11 protein-coding genes and 1 pseudogene are annotated in these 24373 nt (G+C 67.4%); 4 read left to right on the top strand and 8 right to left on the bottom strand.

Translation table 11 applies throughout. The features are described 5' to 3' along the window. Positions 1–41: 41 nt before the first annotated feature. Positions 42–914: a hypothetical protein gene (locus PI990_RS14500; RefSeq protein ID WP_271661065.1), complete on the bottom strand. Its 873-nt coding sequence runs from the start codon at positions 912–914 to the stop codon at positions 42–44. A 785-nt stretch (positions 915–1699) separates the two neighbouring features. Here PI990_RS14500 and PI990_RS14495 point away from each other — a divergent pair. Next, complete coding sequence (locus PI990_RS14495; RefSeq protein WP_021220744.1) at positions 1700–2017, top strand: DUF1484 family protein; 318 nt, start codon at positions 1700–1702, stop codon at positions 2015–2017. A gap of 244 nt (positions 2018–2261) precedes the next feature. On the opposite strand, the gene PI990_RS31585 is transcribed toward PI990_RS14495, so the two are convergent. From PI990_RS31585 to PI990_RS14475, 5 genes and pseudogenes are all read right to left on the bottom strand, one after another. Further along, positions 2262–3026, bottom strand: a complete 765-nt coding sequence (locus tag PI990_RS31585; RefSeq protein WP_371850563.1) for a methyl-accepting chemotaxis protein — start codon at positions 3024–3026, stop codon at positions 2262–2264. Positions 3027–3167: 141 nt separating this feature from the next. Continuing rightward, positions 3168–4124, bottom strand: a pseudogene (locus tag PI990_RS31580) (cache domain-containing protein); the annotation flags it as partial. Positions 4125–4395: 271 nt separating this feature from the next. Beyond that, a complete protein-coding gene (locus PI990_RS14485; protein WP_271661063.1) occupies positions 4396–17418 on the bottom strand; it encodes a non-ribosomal peptide synthase/polyketide synthase in 13023 nt (4340 codons plus the stop codon). A gap of 83 nt (positions 17419–17501) precedes the next feature. Continuing rightward, complete coding sequence (locus PI990_RS14480; RefSeq protein WP_271661062.1) at positions 17502–18260, bottom strand: thioesterase II family protein; 759 nt, start codon at positions 18258–18260, stop codon at positions 17502–17504. Position 18261: 1 nt separating this feature from the next. Next, positions 18262–18480: an MbtH family protein gene (locus PI990_RS14475; protein WP_184489176.1), complete on the bottom strand. Its 219-nt coding sequence runs from the start codon at positions 18478–18480 to the stop codon at positions 18262–18264. A gap of 312 nt (positions 18481–18792) precedes the next feature. Between PI990_RS14475 and PI990_RS14470 the strand changes: the two genes are divergently transcribed. After that, positions 18793–19371 (top strand): RNA polymerase factor sigma-70, encoded by a 579-nt coding sequence (locus tag PI990_RS14470; protein WP_043244691.1) that lies wholly within the window; start codon positions 18793–18795, stop codon positions 19369–19371. Positions 19372–19512: 141 nt separating this feature from the next. Here PI990_RS14470 and PI990_RS14465 read toward each other — a convergent pair whose 3' ends face one another. Next, a complete protein-coding gene (locus PI990_RS14465; RefSeq protein WP_271661061.1) occupies positions 19513–20511 on the bottom strand; it encodes a GNAT family N-acetyltransferase in 999 nt (332 codons plus the stop codon). Positions 20512–20651: 140 nt separating this feature from the next. After that, on the bottom strand, positions 20652–22754 hold the full coding sequence (gene fusA / locus PI990_RS14460; protein WP_271661060.1) for an elongation factor G: 2103 nt from the start codon (positions 22752–22754) through the stop codon (positions 20652–20654). 246 nt (positions 22755–23000) lie between these two features. Here fusA and PI990_RS14455 point away from each other — a divergent pair, with 246 nt between their 5' ends. Further along, positions 23001–23648: a DsbA family oxidoreductase gene (locus PI990_RS14455; RefSeq protein ID WP_271661059.1), complete on the top strand. Its 648-nt coding sequence runs from the start codon at positions 23001–23003 to the stop codon at positions 23646–23648. 55 nt (positions 23649–23703) lie between these two features. Continuing rightward, positions 23704–24336, top strand: a complete 633-nt coding sequence (gene acuR / locus PI990_RS14450; protein ID WP_271661058.1) for an acrylate utilization transcriptional regulator AcuR — start codon at positions 23704–23706, stop codon at positions 24334–24336. Positions 24337–24373 lie beyond the last annotated feature (37 nt).

The raw sequence follows: 24373 nt of genomic DNA, 5'->3' as shown, positions 1-24373 counted from the left end.
CTAGTTTTATTAGTTCGCACAATAACTTTACTGCTACCATATTAGTTACCTCTCCGTGTAAGCTCTTTCAAGCTGCAAGTCCCATTAAGAAAATAATCACCACCATCAGTAGTTATAAAAAATGAATCTTCAACAAGATCAATACATCCTTCGGCCACATCAGCCTTTCTTAAAAAATATGCTGCAGAACGATAACCCTCCTTAGTGGAATAAATGCCCAAAGATGGATAATCATCGACCCCATCATCATTTAAATCCATAACAGATGATTTTCTAAAGTCGCTCTCCCAGATCTTCTCTGAGCTTTCCGACAGCGACTCAACAACATCCCTGTAATGGCCCAATAGCTCTTTTTCTCCATATACATTGACTGTTCGCGGCATTTCCAAGAGAAGAGCTTTGAGACCTCCAGGGTAAGCCAAACACACTACCTTAGAATGATTAGCCAGGCTTTCATCAAATTCCCAGATATTTCGATAAATCAAAAGAGTGCGCCCATCTTTTTTAAAAGTGAGAGCACCATCATTTCGCTCAAAAGGTAAAAAACCCCAGAAGCGAATAGAGTCTTTCTGATCACTCGAGATATCTATCCCATCCTGCTCTTTTCTCAAAATGGATATTTCCTCTGAAACTTCTTCCCATTTGGTCAGTGGATTTTCATTACGATCAATCCCACCATAATCAATTTTTGGATAATTTCTATCCAAATAGACCATGGCCTCAACATCTCTTTTTTCTCCAGAACCGTTTACTAATGAATACGCAGTCAAACCAATAGCTCTTTCCCGGCTTACCCACTCTACCGGGACATTCTTTTCGCATACGGGGAATTTCTCAGCCAGTACGGCATCTTCCTTTGAGAACGCAGAACCTGCCCCTCCAAGTACGAAAAAGAAGAAGACAGAAAAGCTCATTCGCAGCAATTTTACGCAGCACATACAACCCCCAAATAATCACCCAATCATGTCTAGCTCGGAGCACAACATATAAAACAGATGAGTCGCCTTATCTCAAATCACAAGCAACACCGACATACCAGCCCATGGAATAACTCCGTGAAAAACTAAAGATATATAGACCCGACGCCAGAGCACATCTCAGCCATCACAAAGAATAACGAGACGGAGCACATCAACTTAATTGAGCCGATGCAGGTATTGATATTTACTGGAGACAGCGTTTGGGTTGGCATGCTCATCCTTGAAGCGGAATGTTCGCCGACGATCCTGTCGGCTTCCGGGGAGATGACGTAGAAAACGCCTTTGACAGATCAGCGTCAATTGGCCCGATGAAGATTTTGTGAAGCCGTTCAGGGAACCCTGAAATCCCACAAATTCTACTTGAAAACCCCATTCCAGAGCCTTTCAAGCATGCTTCGCACTAGGTCATGCCCAGGGGGCTAGCAGCAGATACACCTGGCCCCCACGTAGTTGACCCCTCTCCTCACCCTCGTTATCGTTCGCCCGCCGCTGCTAGCCAGCGGCCTGGGATTGGCGTCCCGGAACACAGGCGGACACTCAAACCGCCACTCGGCGGTTTTTTGTGTCCCCGGCATGGTTGGCTCTCAATGGGCGGGCCGTGCGTGGGTGCCTTCGGGCACGCCGGTTTCCTGTGTACCGGTACGCCAACCCGCACGGCTTCGCCCACCCAAATTGGCGTTTGGGTAGCGGAGAACGCACCGTTTCACAGGAGTCTCACCATGCTCAGCTGCACGCTTAGGCGTCTGGACGATCTGCAAGACCACCTCGAACCCTTGCGCGGTGCCGACAGCGCCCTGCTCCGATCCAATGATTTCGATACACGGCTCGATGAACTGCATGCCATCCGCGTGGAGCTGGCACGCCTGCCCGGTGTCGGACACGAACTGGCTCGGGTGAGCGGCGCCCTGGAACTGCTGCTGGGGTTGCTCCTCGACGCCGATACCCACGGGCCAGACTGCGCAAACCTGCATTGCCTGCTGTCACTGCTGGCACGGGGGCTGACCCAGGCGGAAGAGACGCTGGAACAGGTCATCTAGGGTCGCCAGGGCACACGGCTTTTTCTTCGGTATTGCAGGGGCTTTTAGATACAGAGGGCTGCGGAACACCGAGCGTTCCGCCTTTATCAGCGAAGCGGCAGACCGGCACCCAGCCGGTCTGTCACGTCACGCCCTACGGGTTCAGGCAAGGGTTCTCTGGCCTGGGCCATGACCCCATCGAGGCAGATGTCTATCCGCGTTGAGTCGGCATCCACTCAGGCCAGGAAAGAACGGTACCGCCCCATCAAATCCTGAACGTATCCACCAGTTGCTTGAGCCGGCTGACCTGCTGATCCAGCTCGGTACAGGCCTTCAGGCTGGCCTGCAGGTTGTGCACGCCGTCCTGGTTGAGGACGTTGATCTCGGTGATGTCCATGTTCAGGCTTTCGATCACCGAGGTCTGTTCCTCGGTGGCGGTGGCCACGGACTGGTTCATGCCGTCGATCTCGCCGATGCGGCGGGTGACGCCGCGCAGGTTTTCGCCGGCCTGGCCGCCGATGCGCACGCTGTCGTCGCTGAAGTGGCGGCTTTCGCCCATGGTCGCCACGGCGTCGCGGGCGCCGGTCTGCAGCTGTTCGATCATCTGCTGGATCTCCAGCGCCGAGCTCTGGGTGCGCTGGGCCAGGTTGCGCACTTCGTCGGCCACCACGGCGAAGCCGCGTCCCGCCTCGCCGGCGCGGGCGGCTTCGATGGCGGCGTTGAGTGCCAACAGGTTGGTCTGCTCGGAGATGCCCTTGATGACGTCAAGGATCTGGCCGATGTCGTTGCTCTTCTGGCTGAGCACTTCGATGTGGTTGCTGGACGCCTGGATCTTCTCCGACAGCTCGCCCATCGCCACCAGGGTGCGCTCGACCATGCCCTGCCCTTCCTCGGCATCGCGGCGTGCGTCGCTGGCCTGTTCCGAGGCATCGGCGGCGTTGCGGGCGATCTCCTGGGCGGCAGCGCCCAGTTCGTTGATGGCGGCGGCCACGCTGTCGGTGCGGGCGGCCTGCTCGCTGGAGTTAGTCATGGAGGCGTTCGACGCCTGCACCACGGTGCTCACCCGCTCGTGCACCTCGCGTGTGGCGGACGCCACCTCGCGGATGGATTTGTGGATGCGCTCGACGAAGCGGTTGAAGGCATCGGCCAGCTCGCCGAACTCGTCACGGGAGTCGATCGACAGGCGCTGGGTCAGGTCGCCCTCGCCCTCGGCGATGCCGCTCATGGCGTGGCTCATCACGTGCAGCGGGCGCAGCAGGATGCGGATCAACCCGCCCAGCAGCAGGAGGATGGCGACCACGCCGATGATGGTCGACATCAGCGCGGAAACGCGGAACTCCTGCAGGGCGGCGAAGGCCTTGGACTCATCGACGGACAGGCCCACGTACCAGCGCACCCCGGTCAGCCCTTCCACCGGCAGGAAGGTCACGATCCGCGCCTCGCCGTTGCGGTCGCTCACGCTCTGCAGGGCAGACTCCAGGCGCGGCGCAGTGCCGGCGAACAGGTCCGGCAGCTTCTTCAGGACCAGCTGCTGGTCGGGGTGGACCAGCACCGTGCCCTTGTCGTCCACCAGGAAGGCGTAGCCCATGCCGCCCAGGTCGAAGGAGTTGAGGATCTCGTCGACCGTCTTCAGCTTGAGGTCACCGCCGACGACGCCCTGCAGGGCGCCCGAGGCGTTCACCGGGCGGGTGATGGTGATCAGCAGGCCGTCGCGCGGGTCGGCGGCCAGGTAGGGCTCGGTCAGGCCGGGGCCGCTGGTCTGCGCCGCCTTTATGTACCAGGGCCGCTGGCGCGGGTCGTAGCCGGCGGGCAGTTCACTGGGCGGGAACTGGGTGTAGGTGCCGCTCGCCTGGCCGTAGTACGCATAGAGGAAGGCGGCGGCGATGCTGCGGTGCTGCAGGCTCTTGGCCAACGCCGCCTCGCTGGCGTCGTCCTCGATGGATTCGGCCAGGTTCTCCAGCAATTGCATGCGGCCCACCAGCCAGTGCTGGATGTTGCCCGTGGAGACCTGGCCGACATCGTTGAGGTAGTTGGCAAGGTTCTGGCGGATGGCGTTCCGCTGCAGGTAGTCGTTGTACAGCGCGAAGGACGCGAAGGCAGCGATCACCACCAGGGAGGCTGCCACCATGATCTTGTGGCTGAATTTCAGGGTTCGCATGGAGGAACTCGCTCAAAAAGGTGCAGATACATGAGGTGGCCACAGGCGTTGTCGGCCCGGTCGGCAATGGACCGGACACGAACGCTGGGCCGTCCTCTGGTATCGGCGGCGGCGGGTTCTACTTAAGTAGGTTTTTCAGGCCTTTATGTGCGTGCGTTCAGGGATTGGGTGAAATGCCGCTGCGCCACCCCCTGCAGCCGGGGCACGCGGAGCCCTCCCCGCTCCGCGTGCCCTGCTGCCGTTACAGCATCTCCAGCTTGGCCATCAGGTCTTCCAGGCGCGCAGCCTTCTCCTCGGTGACGACGCTGCCTTCCAGCGACTCGATATAGCTCGCCAGCTCCTCCACCGTGCTGCACTCGAACATGGCCCGCAGGGGCACGTTGCGTTGCAGGGTCTTCTGCACGCGGGAGGCGATCTGGGTGGCGAGCAGGGAGTGGCCGCCGAGTTCGAAGAAGTTGTCGCGCACGCCGACCCGTTCGACCTTGAGCACCTCGGCCCAGATGCCGGCCAGGGTGGTTTCCAGCTCGTTGCGCGGGGCCAGGTAGTCCTGAGCCTGCAGCGGGCCGAACTCCAGGGGAGGCAGGGCCTTACGGTCGAGCTTGCCGTTGGCGTTCAGCGGCAGGCGGTCGAGCAGCAGCCAGTGCAGCGGCACCATGTAGTCCGGCAGGTCGCTGCGCAGCTGCTGCTTGATGGCTTCGAACCAGGCGCCCTCTTCCGCCAGGCGGCTGGCCGGCGAGCTGGCGCTGGCGAAGCGCTCGGCCTCGCGTGGCACCAGATAGCCCACCAGGTATTTGCCGGTGGGGCCTTCCTGCACGCTGACGGCGGCGTCGCGCACGTCGGGGCGTTCGAACAGGCGGGCTTCGATCTCGCCCAGTTCGATGCGGTAGCCACGGATCTTCACCTGGTGGTCGACACGGCCGACGTATTCCAGCACGCCGTCGGCGCGACGCCGGGCCAGGTCGCCGGTGCGGTAGAGGCGTTCGCCCGGCGCGCCGAAGGGGTTGGGCACGAAGGCCTGGGCGGTGCGCAGCGGGTCGCCGACGTAGCCACGGCCAACGCCGGTGCCGGCGACGCAGAGTTCGCCCACGGCGCCCAGGGGGGCCAGTTCGAAGGCGTCGTCCAGCAGGTACAGGCGGTTGTTGTCGGTGGGGCTGCCGATGGGCAGGTAGGTGCCCTCGGTGGAGGCCGCGTCGACGCGGAAGAAGGCCACGTCATCGGAGCACTCGGCCGGGCCGTAGGCGTTGACCAGTCCCACCGCCGGGTAGCGCTCCAGCCACTGGCGCGCCAGCTCCGGCGGCATGGCTTCACCGGTGGGCAGCATCCAGCGCAGGGCGCCGAGTACGGCGCGGTCCTCGGCGAGCATGCCCTGGATCAGCGAGGGCACGCTCTCCAGCACGGTGATGCCGCGCTCGCGAACATGGGCCAGCAACGCCTGCGGATCGTGGGCGATGACGTTGGGGACGATCTCGGTGCAGGCGCCGAACAGCGGTGCGGCGAGGAACTGCCAGACCGAGATGTCGAAGCTCTGCGAGGCGGTCTGGGCGATCACGTCCGCCTCGGTGAGATCCAGGTACGGCACCTTGCTCAGCTGGTTGTTGAGCATGCCGGCCTGCTCGACCATCACGCCCTTGGGCAGGCCGGTGGAGCCGGAGGTGTAGATCACGTAGGCGAGGTTGGCCGGGCCGCTATGGATGCCCAGGTCCTGCTCAGGCCAGGCGCCCTGCAGCACGTCCTCCCACACCAGCAGGCGCGGACGCTGGCCGCAGCCGAGCTCCTCCAGCAACGCCATCGCCTGCTCGCGGCAGGCACGGGTGGCCACCAGCGCCGGGGCACGGCTGAGTTCGAGGATGCGCGTCAGGCGCGGGGTGGGCAGCGCCGGGTCCAGCGGCAGGTAGCCGGCACCGGCCTTGAAGGTGCCGACCATCATGCCCAGCAGGTCGAGCCCACGCTCACCCAGCAGCGCCACCGGCTGGTCGAGGCTGACGCCGGCGGTGCCCAGGGCGTGGCCCAGGCGGTTGGCATGGCGGTTCAGCTCGGCGTAACTCCACTGGCGGTCGAGGCAGCGGGCGGCGATGCGCGCTGGGTGCGCGGCGACGCGGGCCTCGAACAGGCGCACGTAGCCCTGCTCCAGCGGGTAGTCGCGGGCACTGTGGTTGACGCCCTTGAGCAGCAGCTCGCGCTCGGCATCGCCCAGCAGCGGCAGCTCGCTCATGTCGCCTTCGATGCGCTCGCCCAGGGCCAGCAGCAGGCGCTTGAACTCGCCTAGCAGGCGGTCGATGGTCGCTTCCTCGAAGTAGCGCTGGTCATAGGACAGGTGCAAGCCCAGGTCATCCCCCGGGTAGCAGACCACGGTGAGCGGGAAGTTGGTGTGGGTGCGGCCGGAATCCGAGCTGGCGGAGAGGCTCTGCGCCCGGTCCAGCACCGCGACTTCCACCGGTGCGTTCTCGAACACGAAGAGGCTGTCGAACAGCGGCTGGCCCTTGGGCAGCTCGCTGCATTCCTGGATGGCCACCAGCGGCAGGTACTCGTGCTCGCGCAGCTCCAGGTTGCTGGCCAGCAGCCCTTGCAACCAATCACGCACGCCCAGGCGCTGGCCCGGTGCGGGCAGCTTCACCCGCAAGGCGATGCTGTTGATGAACAGCCCGACGGTGCGCTGCATCTCCGGCATACCCACCGGGCGCCCGGCCACGGTGACGCCGAACACCAGGTCGCGCTCGCCGCTGTAGCGCGCCAGCACCAGGGCCCAGGCCGCCTGGGCCAGGGTGTTGACGGTGAGCTGGTGACGCTGCGCCAGTTCCCGCAGGCGGGCGCCGTCGGCGGCATCCAGGCGGGTGATGCGGTCGCCCACCTGCATGCCGCCGCTGTCGTTGGCGTGCTCGCGGAGGATCGGCCGGTCGCTCGGCAGGTGGGTGGTGCGCTCGAAGCCGGCCAGGTTGCCCTGCCACCAGGCACGGGCCTGGCCCAGGTCCTGGCGCTGCAGCCAGCCGATGTAGTCGCGGTAGCGCGGCGCCAATGGCAGCTGCGGCTCGCGGCCCTCGCCCAGGGCGGCGTAGACCTCGAAGAAGTCGCTCATCAGCAGGCCACGGCACCAGGCGTCGATGAGGATGTGGTGGTTGCTCATCATGAACCAGTAGCGCGCCTCGCCCAGGCGGATCAGCCGCAGGTGGAAGGGCGGCTGGTGCAGCAGGTCGAAGCCCGCCTCACGCTCGGTGCGGTGCAGTGCCTGCAGGCGCTCCTCGTGGCCGTCCTCGGGCAGGTCGCTCCAGTCCAGCAGGTCCACCTCGGTGGCGCCGGGCTTGTGGATCACCTGTAGCATGGTTTCCCCGGCGTTCCATACGAAGGACGCGCGCAGCGCCTCGTGCCGCGCCACCACGGCGCGCCAGGCGCGGGTGAAGCGCTCCACGTCCAGCGCGCTGTTGATGCGGTAGCGGTCCTGCATGTAGTAGATGCCGGTGCCCGGCTCCAGCAGGGTGTGCAGCAGCAGGCCTTCCTGCATCGGCGTCAGCGGGTAGATGTCGTCGATGGCGGCGACCGGCACCGGCAGCTGGTCGATCTGCTCCTGGCTCAGGTGCGCCAGGGGGAAGTCCGACGGCGTCGGGCCACCGGCGCCCTCTTCCAGGCAATGGGCGATGAGCGCCTGCAGCTCGGCGATGAAGGCTTCGCCCAGGCCCTGCACCGTGGCGCGGTCGTAGCGCGCCTGGCTGAAGGTCCAGTTCAGCAGCAGCTCGCCGCCGAATACCTGGCCGTCCACGCTCAGCCAGTTGGGCAGCGTGGCGTCGGCGTCGTGGGCCGGGCCGGCGCTCTCTTCCAGCGGGCGCAGCAGCGCGCCCTCGGCGAAGCTGCCGTCGAACTGGCCCAGGTAGTTGAAGGTGATGCGCGCCGGCGGCAGCGCCGCCATGGTGGCGCGGGTGGCCGGGTCGGCCAGGTGGCGCAGCACGCCGAAGCCGAGGCCCTTGTGGGGCACCTGGCGCAGCTGCTCCTTGATCGCCTTGATGGAGGCACCGAGCCCGTCGGCGGGCGCCAGGCGCAGCGCATAGGCGCTGGTGAACCAGCCCACGGTGCGGCTGAGGTCGATGTCGTCGAACAGCGGCTCGCGGCCGTGGCCTTCCAGTTGCACCAGCACCGAATCACGCGCGGCCCAGCGGCACAGCACGCGGGCCAGGGCGGTGAGCAGCAGGTTGTCGACGCGGGTGCGGTAGGCGGCGGGCGCCTGTTGCAGCAGCTGGCGGGTGCGCTCGGCGTCCAGGCGCAGGGTGATGCGCTGGGCGTCGCGTTCCAGGTCCTGCTCGGCGTCGCGGTCGCAGGGCAGCGGCGCATCCTCACCGCCGAGCTGCGCCTGCCACCAGCCCAGCTCTTCGCGCAGCGGTTCGCTACCGGCGTAGGCTGCCAGGCGTTCGCCCCAGGCCTTGAAGGCGCTGGTGCGCGCCGGCAACGCCAGGGGCTGCCCGGCCTGCAGGTGGCGATAGCCGGCTTGCAGGTCTTCCAGCAGCACGCGCCAGGAGACACCGTCCACCACCAGGTGGTGGATGGCCAGCAGCAGCTTCTGGCGCCCGTCCGGGCCTTCCAGCAGCAGGGCACGCAGCAGCGGGCCGTGGGCCAGATCGAGGCTGCGCTGGGCATCGGCCAGCAGGGTTTCCGCCTCGGCGAAATCGCCCACCCGCGCCTGCCACAGCAGGCCATCGGCCTCGCTGGCGGTTGCGCGGTGTTCGGCGTGCCAGGTGTCGCCTTCACGGGTGAAGGACAGGCGCAGGGCGTCGTGGTGCTGCACCAGGCCTTGCAGGGCCTGCTCCAGATGACCCGCCTCCAGGCGCTCGCCCGCTTCCAGCAGCAGCGACTGGTTCCAGTGGGCGACGTTCTCCGGCGCCTGCTGGAAGAACCAGTGCTGGATGGGCGTCAGCGGCATGCTGCCGGTCACCGGGCCCTGGTCCACCTGGGTCAGCGCCTCGCGGCGGGCGACGGCGGCCAGGGTCTGCACCGTCTGGTGCTGGAACAGGTCGCGCGGGCTGAAGTGGATGCCCTGCTGGCGCGCACGGCTGACCACCTGGATCGAGAGGATGGAATCGCCACCCAGCTCGAAGAAGTTATCGGCGAGCCCGACCTGCTCGACGTTGAGCACCTCGCGCCAGATGGCCGCCAGGCTCTGCTCCAGCTCGCTGGTCGGCGCCAGGTACTGCTGGCGGTTGTGCTCCGGGTCCGGCGCGGGCAGCGCGCGGCGGTCGAGCTTGCCGTTGGGGGTCAGCGGCAGGCTGGCGAGCAGCACCAGGTGCGCGGGCACCATGTGCTCCGGCAGTTGGGTGCGCAGGTGCGCCTTGAGGGTTTCGCGCAGCGCCTGCTGCGCATCGGCACCCTCTTCTGCGGCGGCACAGGCCACGTAGCCGGCCAGTTGCTTGCCGTTGGGACTGTCCAGGGCCAGCACCACGGTTTCGCGCACGGTCGGGTGTTCCAGCAGGCGCGCTTCGATCTCGCCCAGTTCGATGCGGAAGCCGCGCACCTTCACCTGTTGGTCGATGCGGCCGAGGTATTCCAGCTGGCCATCGTCGCGCTGGCGCACCAGATCGCCCGTGCGGTACAGGCGCCCGCCGTCGGTGGCGAAGGGGTTGGGCACGAAGCGCTCGGCGGTGAGGCCCGGGCGCTGGTGGTAGCCACGGGCGAGCCCGGCGCCGCCGACATAGAGCTCGCCGATGGCACCCGGGGGCACCAGGGCCAGGTCGGCGTCGAGGATGCAGGCCACCCGCGCACCGACCATGCGGCCGATGGGCACGCTGGCGGCGCCCTCCTCCAGCTGCGCCGGGGCCAGGGCGGCCAGGGGCATGACCACCGTCTCGGTGGGGCCGTAGGCGTTGAAGAAGGCCTGGGGCGCGAAGCCCGCGCGGATGCGTTGCAGGTGCTCGGCGGTCAGCGCCTCGCCCCCGGTGATCACCAGGCGCACCGGCAGGGTCTCGCCCCGCGCGCCGAGCCACTGGGCCAGCTGGCTGCCGTAGCTGGGGGTGAAGCCGAGGATGGTGACGCCCTGCTCGCGGATGAGCTGGCAGATGTCCTCGGCGCCCCACTGGCCCTGGGCCCGCAGCACCAGGCGCGCGCCACACAGCAGCGGCGTCAGCAGGCGTTCGCTGGCGGCGTCGAAGTTGATGGAATAGAAGTGCAGCTCGCAGTCGTCGGCGCGCATGCCGAAGCGACGGATCACCGCCTGGCAGTGCATGGCGATCTCGCCGTGGCTCACGGCCACGCCCTTGGGCTTGCCGGTGGAGCCGGAGGTGTAGATGAGGTACGCCTGGTGCTGCGGCCGTGCGAGGTCGACCGGCGCGCTGGCGGGGTAAGCGGCCAGCGCGGCCTCGTCCTCCTCCAGGCACCAGCAGCCGACGCCGGCCGGCAGCTCGCCGAGGGTGTCGAACAGCGCAGCCTGGCCCAGCAGCAGGACGATGCCGCTGTCCTCGATCATGTAGTGCAGGCGCTCGGTGGGGTATTCCGGGTCCAGCGGCACGTAGGCGCCGCCGGCCTTGAGGATGGCCAGCAGGCCGACCACCATCGCCGCCGAACGCTCCAGGGCCAGGCCGACGCGCACCTCGGGGCCGACGCCGCGCTCGCGCAGCAGATGGGCCAGGCGGTTGGCGCGGGCGTCCAGGGTGGCGTAGTCGAGGGTTTCGCCGGCGAATGTCAGGGCCGGTGCCGTGGGCGTGCGCGCGGCCTGCGCAGCGAACAGCCGATGGATGCAGCCGTCGAGGCGGTGCTCGCCGGGCTCCTCGCCCAGGCTGGCGAGCTGCGCCAGGCGCTCGCCTTCACCCAGCAGTGGCAGCTCGGCCAGGCGCTGTTCGGGATCGCCCAGCAGCGCCTCCAGCAGGTTGCACAGGTGGGTGGCCATGCGCGCGATGCGCGGCTCGTCGAACAGGTCGGAGCTGTAGGTGAAGCAGCAGCCGAGGCGATGGTCGAGGTCGGTGACTTCCAGGTTGAGGTCGAACTTGGTGGCGCGGGCGTCGTTGGCGATGTACTCGACCTTCATCCCCGCCAGCTCGCGGGTCTGCTGGAACTCCCAGCGCTGCACGTTGCACATCACCTGGAACAGCGGGTTGTAGGCACTGCTGCGCGGCGGTTGCAGGGCCTCGACGAGCTGGTCGAAGGGCAGGTCCTGGTGCGACTGGCCCTCGATCACGGTGTGGCGCACCTGCTCCAGCAGCGCGGCGACGCTCATCTGCCCGTCGAGCTGGCAACGCAGCACCTGGGTGTTGAGGAAGGCGCCGATCAGCCCTTCGCTTTCCGGGCGGATGCGGTTGGCCACAGGCGCGCCGATGCGCAGGTCCTGCTGCCCGCTGTAGCGGTGCAGCAGCACGGCCAGGGTGGCGGTCATGGTCATGAACAGGGTCAGGCCGTTGGCCGCGTTGAAGGCGCGCACACGCTCGGCCAGTGCAGCCGGCAGGTCGAAGCGGTACAGCTCGCCCCGGTGGCTCTGGGCCGGCGGGCGTGGGCGATCCGAGGGCAGTTCCAGCAGCGGGTGCTCGTGGCCCAGCTGGGCCGTCCAGTAGTCCAGCTGGCGCTGGCGTTCGCCGGCTTCCAGCCATTGGCGCTGCCAGGCGCTGTAGTCGAGGTACTGCACCGGCAACGGCGCCAGGGGCGACTCGCGGTCATCGAGGAAGGCTTCGTAGAGCGCGCCCAGTTCACGGGCGAAGATGTCCATCGCCCAGCCTTCGGTGACGATGTGGTGCAGGGTCACCACCAGGTGGTGCTCACGCTCGCCGCCCTTGACCATCACCACCCGCAGCAGCGGGCCGGTTTCCAGGTCGAACGGGCGATGGGCCTCGTCATCGGCCAGGGCCTGCAGGCGGGCCTGGCGGGTGTCGGCATCGAGGGCGGAGAAATCCTCCCAGCCCATGATCAGGTTCGATTGCTCGGCCACCTGCTGGCGGGCCACGCCGTTCTCACTGGGGAAGGTGGTGCGCAGGGTCTCGTGGCGCTGTACCAGGGCCTGCAACGCGGCCTCGAAGCGGGCCACATCCAGCGGGCCGCTGAGGCGTGCCAGGCCACCGACGTTGTAGGCGGGGCTGTCCGGCTCCAGCTGCCAGAGGAACCACATGCGCTGCTGGGAATAGGACAGCGGCACCGGGCGGCTGCGGTCGACGCGGGCGATCACGCCCTGGCTGTCCACCTGGCCGCTGGCCTGGATGCGCGCCACCTCGGTGCAGAAGCCTTCCAGGGTGCTGGCTTCGAACAGCGCGCGCAGCGGCAGCTCGACGTCGCAGGCCTGGCGGGTGCGGGAGACGATCTGGGTGGCCAGCAGCGAGTGGCCGCCGAGGGCGAAGAAATCGTCGTCCAGGCCGATGCGCTGGATGCCCAGCACCTCGCGCCAGATGGCGGCGACCCGTTGTTCCAATGCGCTGGCGGGCTCGCGGTGCTCGGCCTGCTGCCAGGCGGGCTCGGGCAGTGCGCGGCGGTCCAGCTTACCGCTGGGGCCGACGGGCAGCGTCTCCAGGCGCATCAGCTGCGCGGGGACCATATAGTCCGGCAGCTCGTCACGCAGGGCCTGCAGCAGGCGCTCGGTCTGCCGGGTTTCATCCTCGATGGCGCCATTGGCGCAGTAGTAGCCCACCAGGCGTGGGCCTCCGGGGCCGTCGCGCAGCACCACCACGGCCTGGCCGACGCCGGGCTGGGCCAGCAGGCGCGCGCGGATTTCTTCGGGCTCCACACGGAAGCCACGCAGCTTGACCTGGCTGTCGAGGCGGCCGAGGTACTCCAGCGCACCGTCGGTGCCCCAGCGGGCGCGGTCACCGGTGCGGTACAGGCGCGCACCGGGTTCGCCGAATGGGTCGGGTACGAAACGTTCGGCGGTCAACGCCGCGCGGCCCAGGTAGCCACGGGCCAGGCCCGAGCCGCCGATGCACAGCTCGCCCGGTACGCCCACCGGCAATGCCGAGAGTTCGGCATCCAGCACATGGCAGAGCACGTTGCCCAGGGGCTGGCCGATGGGCGAGCGCTCGCCGTCTTCGATGCGGCAGTGCCAGTGGGTGACGTTGATGGCGGTTTCGGTGGGGCCGTAGCGGTTGTCCAGGCGCACTGCCGGCAGGCGTTCCAGTACCCGATCACGCAGGGCTGCGGGCAGCGCCTCGCCACCGGAGAACAGGCGGCGCAGGGAAGTGCATTCGCCAACCCCCTCCTCCTCGATGAACAGCTGCAGCAGCGGCGGCACGAAGTGCAGCGTGGTCACGCCGTGTTCGCGCACCAGCTGCACCAGGCGGCGCGGGTCGCGGTGCTCACCGGGCGCGGCCAGCACCAGGCGTGCCTCGGTGATCAGCGGCCAGAAGCATTCCCAGACGGACACATCGAAGCTTACCGGCGCCTTCTGCAGCAGCACGTCACTGGCATCCAGTCGGTACTGCGCCTGCATCCAGGCCAGGCGTTCGGCCAGGGCGGCATGGGTGTTGCCGACGCCCTTGGGCTGGCCGGTGGAGCCGGAGGTGTAGTTGACGTAGGCGAGGTTGTCGCCATGCACGGCGGCGGTCGGCGGGCTGTCGGGCCAGTCGCCCTCCTCCCGGTCCAGCTCGATGACGCGCACGCCCTCATGAATCGGCAGGCGCTCGATCTGGTGAGACTGGGTCAGCAGCAGGCGCGCGCCGCAGTCCTGCAGCATGTAGGCGAGGCGTTCGCGGGGGTAGTCCACGTCCAGCGGCACATAGGCGCCGCCGGCCTTGATGATGGCCAGCAGGCCGACCAGCAGCTCCGGCGAGCGCTCGGCGGCGATGGCCACCGGCACGTCGGGGCCGACGCCCAGGGCTTGCAAGCGGTGGGCCAGACGGTTGGCGCGGCGGTGCAGCGTGGCGCTGTCCAGTTGCCCCTCGGCCCACCTGAGGACGATGCGCTGCGGGTCGGCGGCAGCCTGCCGTTCCAGCAGCTCAGGCAACCAGCGGCTGGCGGCGGGCTGTGGCGCACGCGCCCAGCCGGCCAGCTGGCTGCGCTCGGCCTCGTCCAGCAATTGGATATCGCCCAGGGCCCGCTCAGGTTGCTCAACCACCTGGCGCAGCAGGCTGACGAAGCGCTCGGCCAGGCGGCGCACGCTGCCGGCGTCGAACAGTTCGGTGGCGTAATCGAAGGCCAGGGTCAGGCGGCCACGGGCGTCTTCCTCGCTGTGCAATTGCAGGTCGAACTTGGCCTCGCGGCTGTGCCAGGGCAGCTCGTCGGCGAGCAGGCCCGGCAGGCGGCGCAGCGCGGAGAGGTCGCGCTGCTGATGGTTGAACATGACTTGGAACGGCTCGCCGCCGAGGGCGTCCACCAGGCGGTCGAAGGGCAGGTCCTGGTGCGCCTGGGCGCCGAGGGTGGCTTCGCGGGCCTGGGCCAGCAGTGCGCTGAAGGTGCGGCGGCCGTCGAGCTGGCCACGCAGCACCAGGGTGTTGATGAAGAAGCCGACCAGGCCCTGGGTTTCCAGGCGCTGGCGGTTGGCGCCGGGCACGCCGACGCGGATGTCCGCCTGCCCGCTGAGGCGGAACAGCAGGCCCTGGAAGGCCGCCAGCAGGACCATGAACAGGGTCGAATGCTCGGCCTGGGCCAGCGCGCGCAGGGCCTTGGCCAGGTCGTCGTCCAGGCGCAGGCTGTGGCGCGCGGCGGCGTGGCTGCGCTGGGCGGTGCGCGGGCGGTCGGTGGGCAGTTGCAGGGCCGGGGCCTCGTCGCCCAATCGCTCGCGCCACCAGGCCAGCTGGCGCTCGGCCTCGCCGTCGGCCAGCCACTGGCGCTGCCAGGCGGCGAAGTCGGCGTAGCCCAGGGGCAAGGGCGCCAGGTCCGCCGCCGGGCCACCGCAGGCGGCGCCGTAGAGGCGGGAGAATTCGTCCAGCAGCAGGTGCAGCGACCAGCCGTCTGCGACGATGTGGTGCAGGGTCAGCCACAGCTGGTGTTGTTCATCGTCCAGGCGTACCAGGGTCAGGCGCAGCAGCGGGCCCTGCTCCAGGTCGAAGGGCACCTGGGCCTCCTCTTCGCGCAGCTGGATGACACGGGCGTCGCGCTCGGCGCCGTCGAGGTGGCCGAGGTCGAGGCGCGAGAGGCCCAGCTCCAGGGACGGCAGGATGCGTTGCAGGGCGACGCCGTCCCGTTCGCGGAAGCGCGTGCGCAGCGCTTCATGGCGCTGCACCAGTTGCTGGAAGCTGCGCAGCACGGCGCCTTCGTCCAGCTCGCCGCGCAGGCGCAGGCCGCCGGGGATGTTGTAGGCGGCGCTTTGCGGGTCCAGCTGCCAGAGGAACCAGAGGCGGTTCTGCGCCGGGGATTGCGGCAGGTCCTGGTTGCGCGGCAGGCGCGGGATGGCGCCCTGGCGCGGCACACCGGCGGCCTGCTGGGCCTGCACGGCAGCGGTGAATTCGGCCAGGGAGCGGGCTTCGAAGAGCTGGCGTAGTTCCAGCTCCAGGCCCAGTTCATCACGCAGGCGCGCCATCACCTGGGCGGCGCCGATGGAGTTGCCGCCCAGCAGGAAGAAGCTGTCGTCTGCATTCACTGCCGGCACCTGCAACTGCTCGGCCCAGATGGCGGCGATGCGCTGTTGCAGCTCGCCGGCGGTTTCGGCCGGGGCAGTGGATGCTGTGGTGGAGTCGATGGCGGGGAAACAGGCGTAGGCGTCGAGGCTGCCGTCTTCCAGGCCGCTGCGGCAGGCGGAGCGTTGCAGCTTGCCGCTGGAGGTCTTGGGCAGCGCGCCGGGGTTGAGCAGCACCACCACGCGCGGCGCCTCCTGGCAGGCTTCGGCCACGGCCTGGCGGATCATGCGGATCAGGGTTTCCGGCGCGTGGGCCTTCTGCACGCTGCGGCCGATCTCCACGGCGATGCCGATGCCCTCCTCGCCGTCCTGTTCGACGGCGAAGGCGGCGACGCGGCCCTTGCGCACCAGCTCGACCTCGGTCTCGACGGTGCGCTCGATGTCCTGCGGGTAGAGGTTGTGGCCACGGACGATGAGCATGTCCTTGAGACGGCCGCTGACGAACAGCTCGCCGTCGCGCAAAAAGCCCAGGTCACCGGTGCGCAGCCAGCTCACGCCATCGCGGTCAACGAAGGCCTTGGCGGTGGCTTCCGGGTTGCGCCAGTAGCCGTGGGCGATGCTCGGGCCGCTGGCCCAGATCTCGCCCACCTGGTTCTCGCCGAGCGCGGCGCCGGTGGCCGGCTCGACGATCATCACGCCGTGCTCGGGCTGGCCGAAGCCACAGCTCAGCAGCAGGCTGTCGGCGCCTGGTTCGATGCGGTTCTGCGCCAGCGCGGCGCCGTCCACGCCAAGGGCCGGAATGCCCTGGCCACGCACGCCGCCGGTAACGAACAGGGTGGCCTCGGCCAGGCCGTAGCAGGCGAGGAAGCTGGCGGCGTTGAAGCCGCAGGCGGCGAACTGGCCGGCGAAGCGTTCGAGGCTGTCCTGGCGGATCGGCTCGGAGCCGGAGAAGGCCACGCGCCAGCCGCTGAGGTCGAGGCGCGCCAGGGCCGCCGCGCTGACCCGCTCGCAGCACAGGCGGTAGGCGAAGTCAGGACCGCCGCTCACGGTGCCGCCGTATTGGGCGATGGCTTCCAGCCAGCGCACCGGGCGTTCGAGGAAGTAGCGCGGCGACATGAGCACGCAGGGCACGCCGCTGAAGATGGGTTGCAGCAGGCCGCCGATCAGGCCCATGTCGTGGTAGAGCGGCAGCCAGCTGACGATCACATCGTCGGCGCCGATGCCGAAGCCGCGACGGATCAGCAGCTCGTTGGCCACCAGGTTGCCGTGGCTGACCTGCACGCCCTTGGGCAGCGAGGTGGAGCCGGAGGTGTATTGCAGGAAGGCGATGTCGTCGGCGGCCAGCACCGGCTCGCGCCAGGCAGCGGCCAGCTCGGATTGCAGGCCGTCGACACAGAGCAGCGCCGGGCCGGCGGCGCCGAGCTCCTGGTTCATCTGCTGCAGGGGTTCGCGCAGGGCGGCGCTGGTCAGCACCAGGGCCGGCTCGGCGTCGTCGATGATCGACAGCAGGCGCAGCTGGTGATGGCGGCGCGCGGACTCCGGCGGGTAGGCCGGCACGGCGATGACGCCGGCATAGAGGCAGCCGAAGAACGCCGCGACGTAATCGGGGCCGCTGTCGAACAGCAGCACGGCGCGATCGCCGAACTCCGCTTCCGCCTGCAGGGCAGCGGCGATCACGCGGGCGCGCCGGTCCAGCTCCCGGTAGCTGATGACCACGCCGTCGCCCTCGCCTTCGAGAAAGCGCAGGGCGAGGCGCTCCGGCTGTTCGGCAGCGCGGCGCTGCAGGGCCTGGACCAGGGTGCTGGGGAGTTCGAAGGCGTCCATCATGTTGTCGTCCTGCCTAGTGCGGCTTGAATTCGGGGTTCGGAACAGCGAAGGGGCGCAGCCGGCAGACGGCCACGCCAGGCGGCTCAGCCGGCCGCCAGCGGTACCTGGCGCAGGGGGCGGGTGCGCAGGCGCAACAGGTGCTGCTCGGCGTAGCGTTTGAGGGTGCGCAGCACGGCGGCTTCCTGTTGCTGGAGGAAGAAGTGGTGCCCCTCGAACATGTCGAGGGAGAAGCCGGTGGCGGTCTCTTCCTGCCAGTCCAGCAGTTCGTCCACGCGCAGTTCGTCGGCCTTGCCGCCGAGCACGTGGATGGGCGAGCGCAACGGCTCGCGCCGGCGGTAGGCGTAGCTGCCGGCAACGAGGAAGTCGGCGCGCAGGATGGGCAGCGTCAGGCGCAGCAGCTCCTCGTTGGCGAGGGCCTCCTCGGGGGTGCCCTGGAGGTTGCGCAGCTTGGCGATGAGTTCGGCGTCGCTCTTGGCTTCGCGGTAGTCATCGACATTGCGCCGGGCTGGGCCGGCGGTGGCCGAGGGGAACAGCGCCAGGGGCTCGGGCAGCCCCTTGTCACGCAGGGCGTGGGCCAGCTCGAAGGCGAGCAACCCGCCGAGGCTGTGGCCGAACAGCGCGTAGGGCTGCTGCACCTGGGGCGCGACTTCGCGGGCGAGCTGCGCCACCAGCGTGTCGAGCCGGGTGTGCAGCGGCTCGTCCATGCGCATGCCGCGCCCGGGCAGCTCCAGCGGCTGCACCACCAGCCAGGCGGGCAGGATGCGCCGCCAGCGGTTGTAGGCCATGGCGCTGGCGCCGGAATACGGCAGGCAGAACAGGCGCAGGCTGATCGGCGCGCTCACCTCAGGCCACCCCTTCGGCCTGTTCCATCTGCTTGCGCAGGCTCAGGGGGCGCATGTCGGTCCAGTGCTCCTCGATGTACGCCAGGCACTCCTGCTTCAGCCCGCTCTTGCCGGCAGCGCGCCAGCCGGCGGGGATGGCCTTGTAGTCCGGCCAGATCGAGTACTGCTCCTCGTGGTTGATGACCACCTGGAAGATCACATCGTCACGATCGAAAACCATGTCGTTCTCCTGTCTGCGAAACCGTTGCAGCGGGGCCAACTGCCCGCGCTTTCACAGAGGAGAACGGATGGAGACGGAAAATAATTAACGGAATTTCCCGGGGCCGGGAGCGCTTTCACCGTCGATCGGAAGGGTCTTCGCGGGGCGGGGCTGCAACAGCCCTGAAGCCTTTCCGTGCTCTTCTTCGAATATATGCATATTAATTATTCATCGCATTTGACAATGATTATCATTGGACATAATTTGTTACCCCGCTGAACAGGTCGCCCTTTTTCCGGCGCCCTTTGCCTACCCAAGCGCAAGGTGATTTCCATGACGGATCAACTGTCCACAAGCAGGTGCGATTCACCCTTACTCCAGGCATTCATCGATAACCGCACGATCCTTGTGAAGATCGCCGCGCGTATCACCGGATGCCGCTCCCGCGCCGAGGATGTGGTGCAGGATGCGTTCTTCAGGCTGCAGTCGGCTCCGCAGATCACCTCGTCGTTCAAGGCGCAGCTCAGCTACCTGTTCCAGATCGTGCGCAACCTGGCCATCGACCATTACCGCAAGCAGGCGCTGGAGCAGAAGTATTCCGGCACCGAGGAGGAAGGGCTCAACGTGGTGGTCACCCAGGGTGCTTCGCCCGAGACCTCGCACATCAACTACGCGACCCTCGAGCACATCGCCGATGCCCTGGCTGAGCTGCCGGCGCGTACCCGCTATGCCTTCGAGATGTACCGCCTGCACGGCGTGCCGCAGAAGGACATCGCCAAGGAGCTGGGCGTCTCGCCGACCCTGGTCAACTTCATGATCCGCGATGCCCTGGTGCACTGCCGCAAGGTGACCCGTGCCGAAGCCGAGAAGGCCGCCGGCAACGACCAGGAACGCAGCGAAAAATCCGCCTGACCTCTCCCCCGTTTTCCGCCCCGGGCGCGACTCGCGCCTGGGGCGAACCCCTACCTGGTAGCTCGGACTTCAGTCCGGGGATTCCTTCGACGCCGATCCCGGGCTGAAGCCCGGGCTACGCATTGAGAACGCGGCTCGGCCTCAGACCAGCACGCAATGATCGAAGAAGCGTTCGCGGCCGATGGCCATGAGCGCGGCGCGCTTGTGCGGGAAGTCGAATTCCTTCTCCCGGTAGTAACCCAGGTTCTGCATGTGGCCGATCATCCGCGCGTTGTCGGCACGGGGCTCGGCCACCACGCGGCGGGTGCGCGGGTCGTCGAGGAACAGGAAATGGGTCAGTGCCGACAGCCAGCTGGCCACCTTGTGCGGGCCGCGGTGGCTGTCCTCGCCCACCAGCATGTGGATGCCCCGGTCGTAGTCGTCCACCGCATAGAAGGGCGCGATGCGGTCTTCCTTGGCCCAGTAGGCTTCGAAGTAGGCGAAGGGCTGGTCGTCGAAGCAGCCGATCAGGGTCAGCGTATGGGGGTCGTCGTGCAGCTTCTGCAGGTAGGCGCGGTGCTGGTCGAGGTCGCCGCCCTCCTGCCAGAACGCCAGCACGCGGGGCGAGTTCTGCCAGCGGTTGAAGCGCTCCAGGTCGCTGTCGATATCCAGCGCGCGCAGGGAGATCCAGCTGCCCAGGCGCGCATCGAAACGACGGTAAAGCTCGCCGGTGGGCTTGGGCGGACGCTGCGGGTGGCGCTTGCCGTCACTGATGACCATGCGCTCCGGGTAAGGACTGGCTGCAGTGATCCAGGGTGCCGGCAGTTGCCAGAACTGGCCGCGCTCGCAGCGGTACTCCCCTGCCCCGGCCGCCACCAGCAGGCCGCTGGCCAGGGCTTCGGCGGGGGCTTGCGGCAGTTGCCAGTGCAGCCGTTGGCAGACCGGATCGCGGGCCAGCAACCAGTAGCAGGCGGCGTGCAGGGCCTGCACGGAAGGCTGGGCGCCGAGCACCTGCAAGCGCGGTTCGGCGCCGTGCTGCAGCGCCAGGTCGATCAGCGGCTGGCCATCGAGGGTCAGGTGCAGGCGGGTGTCGGTTTCGTCGGCACCAAGGCTGCGTCCATCGGGCAGCGGGAGGTTCGACAGGGGGTTGTGCTGGGGCATGGGCGGCTCGCGAAATGGGAGGTCTGTGCAACAGATGACGTCGGGGCGCGAGGGAAAATTAGGGGATTGTTGCGGGGAATTCCCGGGCTGAAGCCCGGGCTACGGCGGCCCTCTCATGGAGAGAGGGCCGTGCGCAGGGGCTAGCCCTGTTTCTTGACGATGGTCTCGGCGATGTTGGCGGGGGCTTCGGCGTACTTGGAGAACTCCATGGAGTAGCTGGCGCGGCCCTGGGACATGGAGCGCACGTCGGTGGCGTAGCCGAACATCTCGCCCAGCGGTACCTCGGCGCGGATGATGCGCCCGGCGGGGGCATCGTCCATGCCCTGGATCAGGCCGCGACGGCGATTGAGGTCGCCCATGACATCACCCATGTAGTCCTCGGGGGTGACCACCTCGACCTTCATGATCGGCTCCAGCAGCACCGCGCCGCCCTTCTGCGCCAGCTGCTTGGTGGCCATGGAGGCGGCGATCTTGAACGCCATCTCGTTGGAGTCGACGTCGTGGTAGGAGCCGTCGAACACCGTGGCCTTGAGGCCGAGCAGCGGGTAGCCGGCTAGCACGCCGTTCTTCATCTGCTCCTCGATGCCCTTCTGGATCGCCGGGATGTATTCGCGCGGGATCACGCCACCCACCACTTCGTTGACGAACTCGAGGGTGTCCTTGCCGTCCTCACCCGGTTCGAAGCGGATCCAGCAGTGGCCGAACTGGCCGCGACCGCCGGACTGGCGGACGAACTTGCCTTCGATCTCGCACTTGTTGCGGATCTTCTCGCGGTAGGCCACCTGGGGCTTGCCGATGTTGGCCTCAACGTTGAACTCGCGCTTCATGCGGTCGATGAGGATGTCCAGGTGCAGCTCGCCCATGCCGGAGATGATGGTCTGGCCGGATTCCTCATCCGAGCGCACACGGAAGGAAGGGTCCTCCTGGGCCAGCTTGCCGAGGGCGATGCCCATCTTCTCCTGGTCGGCCTTGGTCTTGGGCTCCACCGCCACCGAGATCACCGGTTCGGGGAAGTCCATGCGCTCGAGGATGATCGGCTTGTCGAGGTCGCAGAGGGTGTCGCCGGTGGTGACGTCCTTCATGCCGATCAGTGCGGCGATGTCGCCGGCGCGTACCTCCTTGATCTCCTCGCGGGTGTTGGCGTGCATCTGCACCATGCGGCCGACGCGTTCCTTCTTGCCCTTGACCGAGTTGAGGATCGAGTCGCCGGAGCTGAGCACGCCGGAGTACACACGGGTGAAGGTCAGGGTGCCGACGAAGGGGTCGGTGGCGATCTTGAAGGCCAGGGCCGAGAACGGCTCGTCGTCGTCGGCGTGGCGCTCGTCGTGGCGCTCCTCGTCGTCCGGGTGGGTGCCCTTGATGGCGGGGATCTCGATGGGTGCCGGCAGCAGTTCGATCACCGCATCCAGCACCAGGGGCACGCCCTTGTTCTTGAAGGAGGAGCCGAGCACGGCAGGGACGATCTCGCAGGCGATGGTGCGTTGGCGCAGGCCGGCCTTGATCTCCTCGATGCTCAGCGCCTCGCCTTCGAGGTATTTGTTCATCAGTTCTTCGCTGGCCTCGGCGGCGGCCTCCACCAGCTTCTCGCGCCACTCCTCGGCTTCGGCCAGGAGGTTGGCAGGGATCTCTTCCTCGCGGAAGCTGGTGCCCTGGTCGGCGTCGTTCCAGTAGATGGCCTTCATCTTCAGCAGGTCGATCTGGCCTTCGAAGTTCTCTTCGGCGCCGATGGGCAGCTGGATGGGCACCGGGGTGTGGCCGAGGCGCTGCTTGATCTGCCCGACCACCCAGAGGAAGTTGGCGCCGGCGCGGTCCATCTTATTGACGTAGGCGATGCGCGGCACGCCGTACTTGTTGGCCTGGCGCCACACGGTCTCCGACTGCGGCTCGACGCCATCTGCGCCGCTGAACACCACCACCGCGCCGTCGAGCACGCGCAGGGAGCGCTCCACCTCGATGGTGAAGTCGACGTGCCCGGGGGTGTCGATGATGTTGAAGCGGTACTTGTCGAACTGCTTGGCCGAGCCCGACCAGAAGGCCGTGGTGGCGGCCGAGGTGATGGTGATGCCGCGCTCCTGCTCCTGCACCATCCAGTCCATGGTGGCGGCGCCGTCGTGCACTTCGCCCATCTTGTGGTTGACCCCGGTGTAGAACAGGATCCGCTCGGTGGTGGTGGTCTTGCCCGCATCCACGTGGGCCACGATGCCGATGTTGCGGTAGCGGTTGATGGGGGTCGCGCGGGCCATTGTCTACACCTCGTAATGGTCGGGGATGGGATCGGACGGGAACGGCACGGCCGCTCGGGGACACGAGCGGCGGAGCAGCCGGGGTGGATTACCAAGCATGGTTGAAGATGCCGCCGACGCAAGCCGTGAGGCGCTGCCGGAGCGGTGTTTTTTTAACCCGTGCCGATGACAGTCGTGCGATGCGTCGCCGTGCACGCGTTCGAGGCATAGACTGGGCGGCATCTTTCCATCACCGGAGCATTTCCCATGAGCAAGACCATCAGCATCGACTTCGTATCCGACGTGGTCTGCCCCTGGTGCGCGGTGGGCCTGGGCGCGCTGCAGCAGGCCATCGCCAACCTCGGCGACGAGGTGCGGGTGGAGCTGGCCTTCAAGCCCTTCGAGCTGAACCCGGATATGCCGCCCGAGGGCCAGGACATCGTCGAGCACATCCAGCAGAAGTACGGCAGCACGCCGGAACAGGTGGCCGCCAACCGTGAGCACATCCGCCAACGCGGCGCCGAGGTGGGCTTCCGCTTCGACATGCAGGCGCGCGGGCGCATCTACAACACCTTCAACGCCCACCGCCTGCTGCACTGGGCGGAGCTCGAGGGGCGCCAGCTGGAACTCAAGCAGGGCCTGCTGGCCGCCTACTTCACCGAGGGGCGCAACCCCAGCGACCGCGCGGTGCTGGTTGAGGTGGCCGCTGCCGCTGGGCTGGACGCCGAGGCGGCGCGCGAGGTGCTGGAATCCGGCCGCTTCGCCGAGGAGGTGCGCGAGGAGGAGAACTTCTACACCAGCCACGGCATCCGCTCGGTGCCCTCGGTGATCCTCAATGGTCGCCACCTGATCAGCGGCGGCCAGCCGGCGGAGTATTTCGAGCAGGCGATCCGCCAGCTCGTTGCCGCGGAATAGAAGCCTTCGCGCAGCACCATTGATTTTATAGACGATCGGTCTAATATCCTCCGCCATGACCGATTCCACTCCCCCGCCCCGTCGCGGCCGGCCACCCAAGGTCGCCCGCGACAACCTCGACACCCGCGACGCCCTGGTGCGTTGCGGCACCGAGATCCTCACCGAACAGGGCTTTCTCAGCACCGGCATCGACGCGGTGCTGAGCCGCGTCGGCGTGCCCAAGGGCTCGTTCTATCACTACTTCCAGAGCAAGGAGGACTTCGGCCACGCGGTGCTGGAGAACTACGCCGGTTACTTCGCGCGCAAGCTCGACCGCTGCCTGCTGGACGCGTCGCGCCAGCCCCTGGCGCGCATCGCCGCCTTCGTCGAGGAGGCCAAGGCCGGCATGCAGCGCTTCGAGTACCGCCGTGGCTGCCTGGTGGGCAACCTGGGCCAGGAGGTGACCCAGTTGCCGGAGGCCTTCCGCGAATCCCTGGAGGCCATCCTGCTCAGCTGGCAACAACGCCTGGCGCTGTGCCTGGAGGCGGCCAAGGCCGAGGGCGAGCTGGCCCCGGACACGGATTGCGCGCACTGGGCGGCGTTCTTCTGGATCGGCTGGGAAGGCGCCGTGCTGCGCGCCCGGCTGGTGCGGGACAACGGGCCACTGGACTGCTTCATCCAAGGATTCATCGCCGGGCTGCCCCGCTAGCCCGTCCCTTTCCACTGCTTGCCATGAGGAGACAACC

This window comes from Pseudomonas sp. TUM22785 (assembly GCF_028198105.1).
Taxonomy (GTDB): domain Bacteria; phylum Pseudomonadota; class Gammaproteobacteria; order Pseudomonadales; family Pseudomonadaceae; genus Metapseudomonas; species Metapseudomonas solani.
The sequence above is the reverse complement of the archived record's forward strand: the minus strand, read 5'-3'. Positions and strand labels throughout refer to the sequence as shown.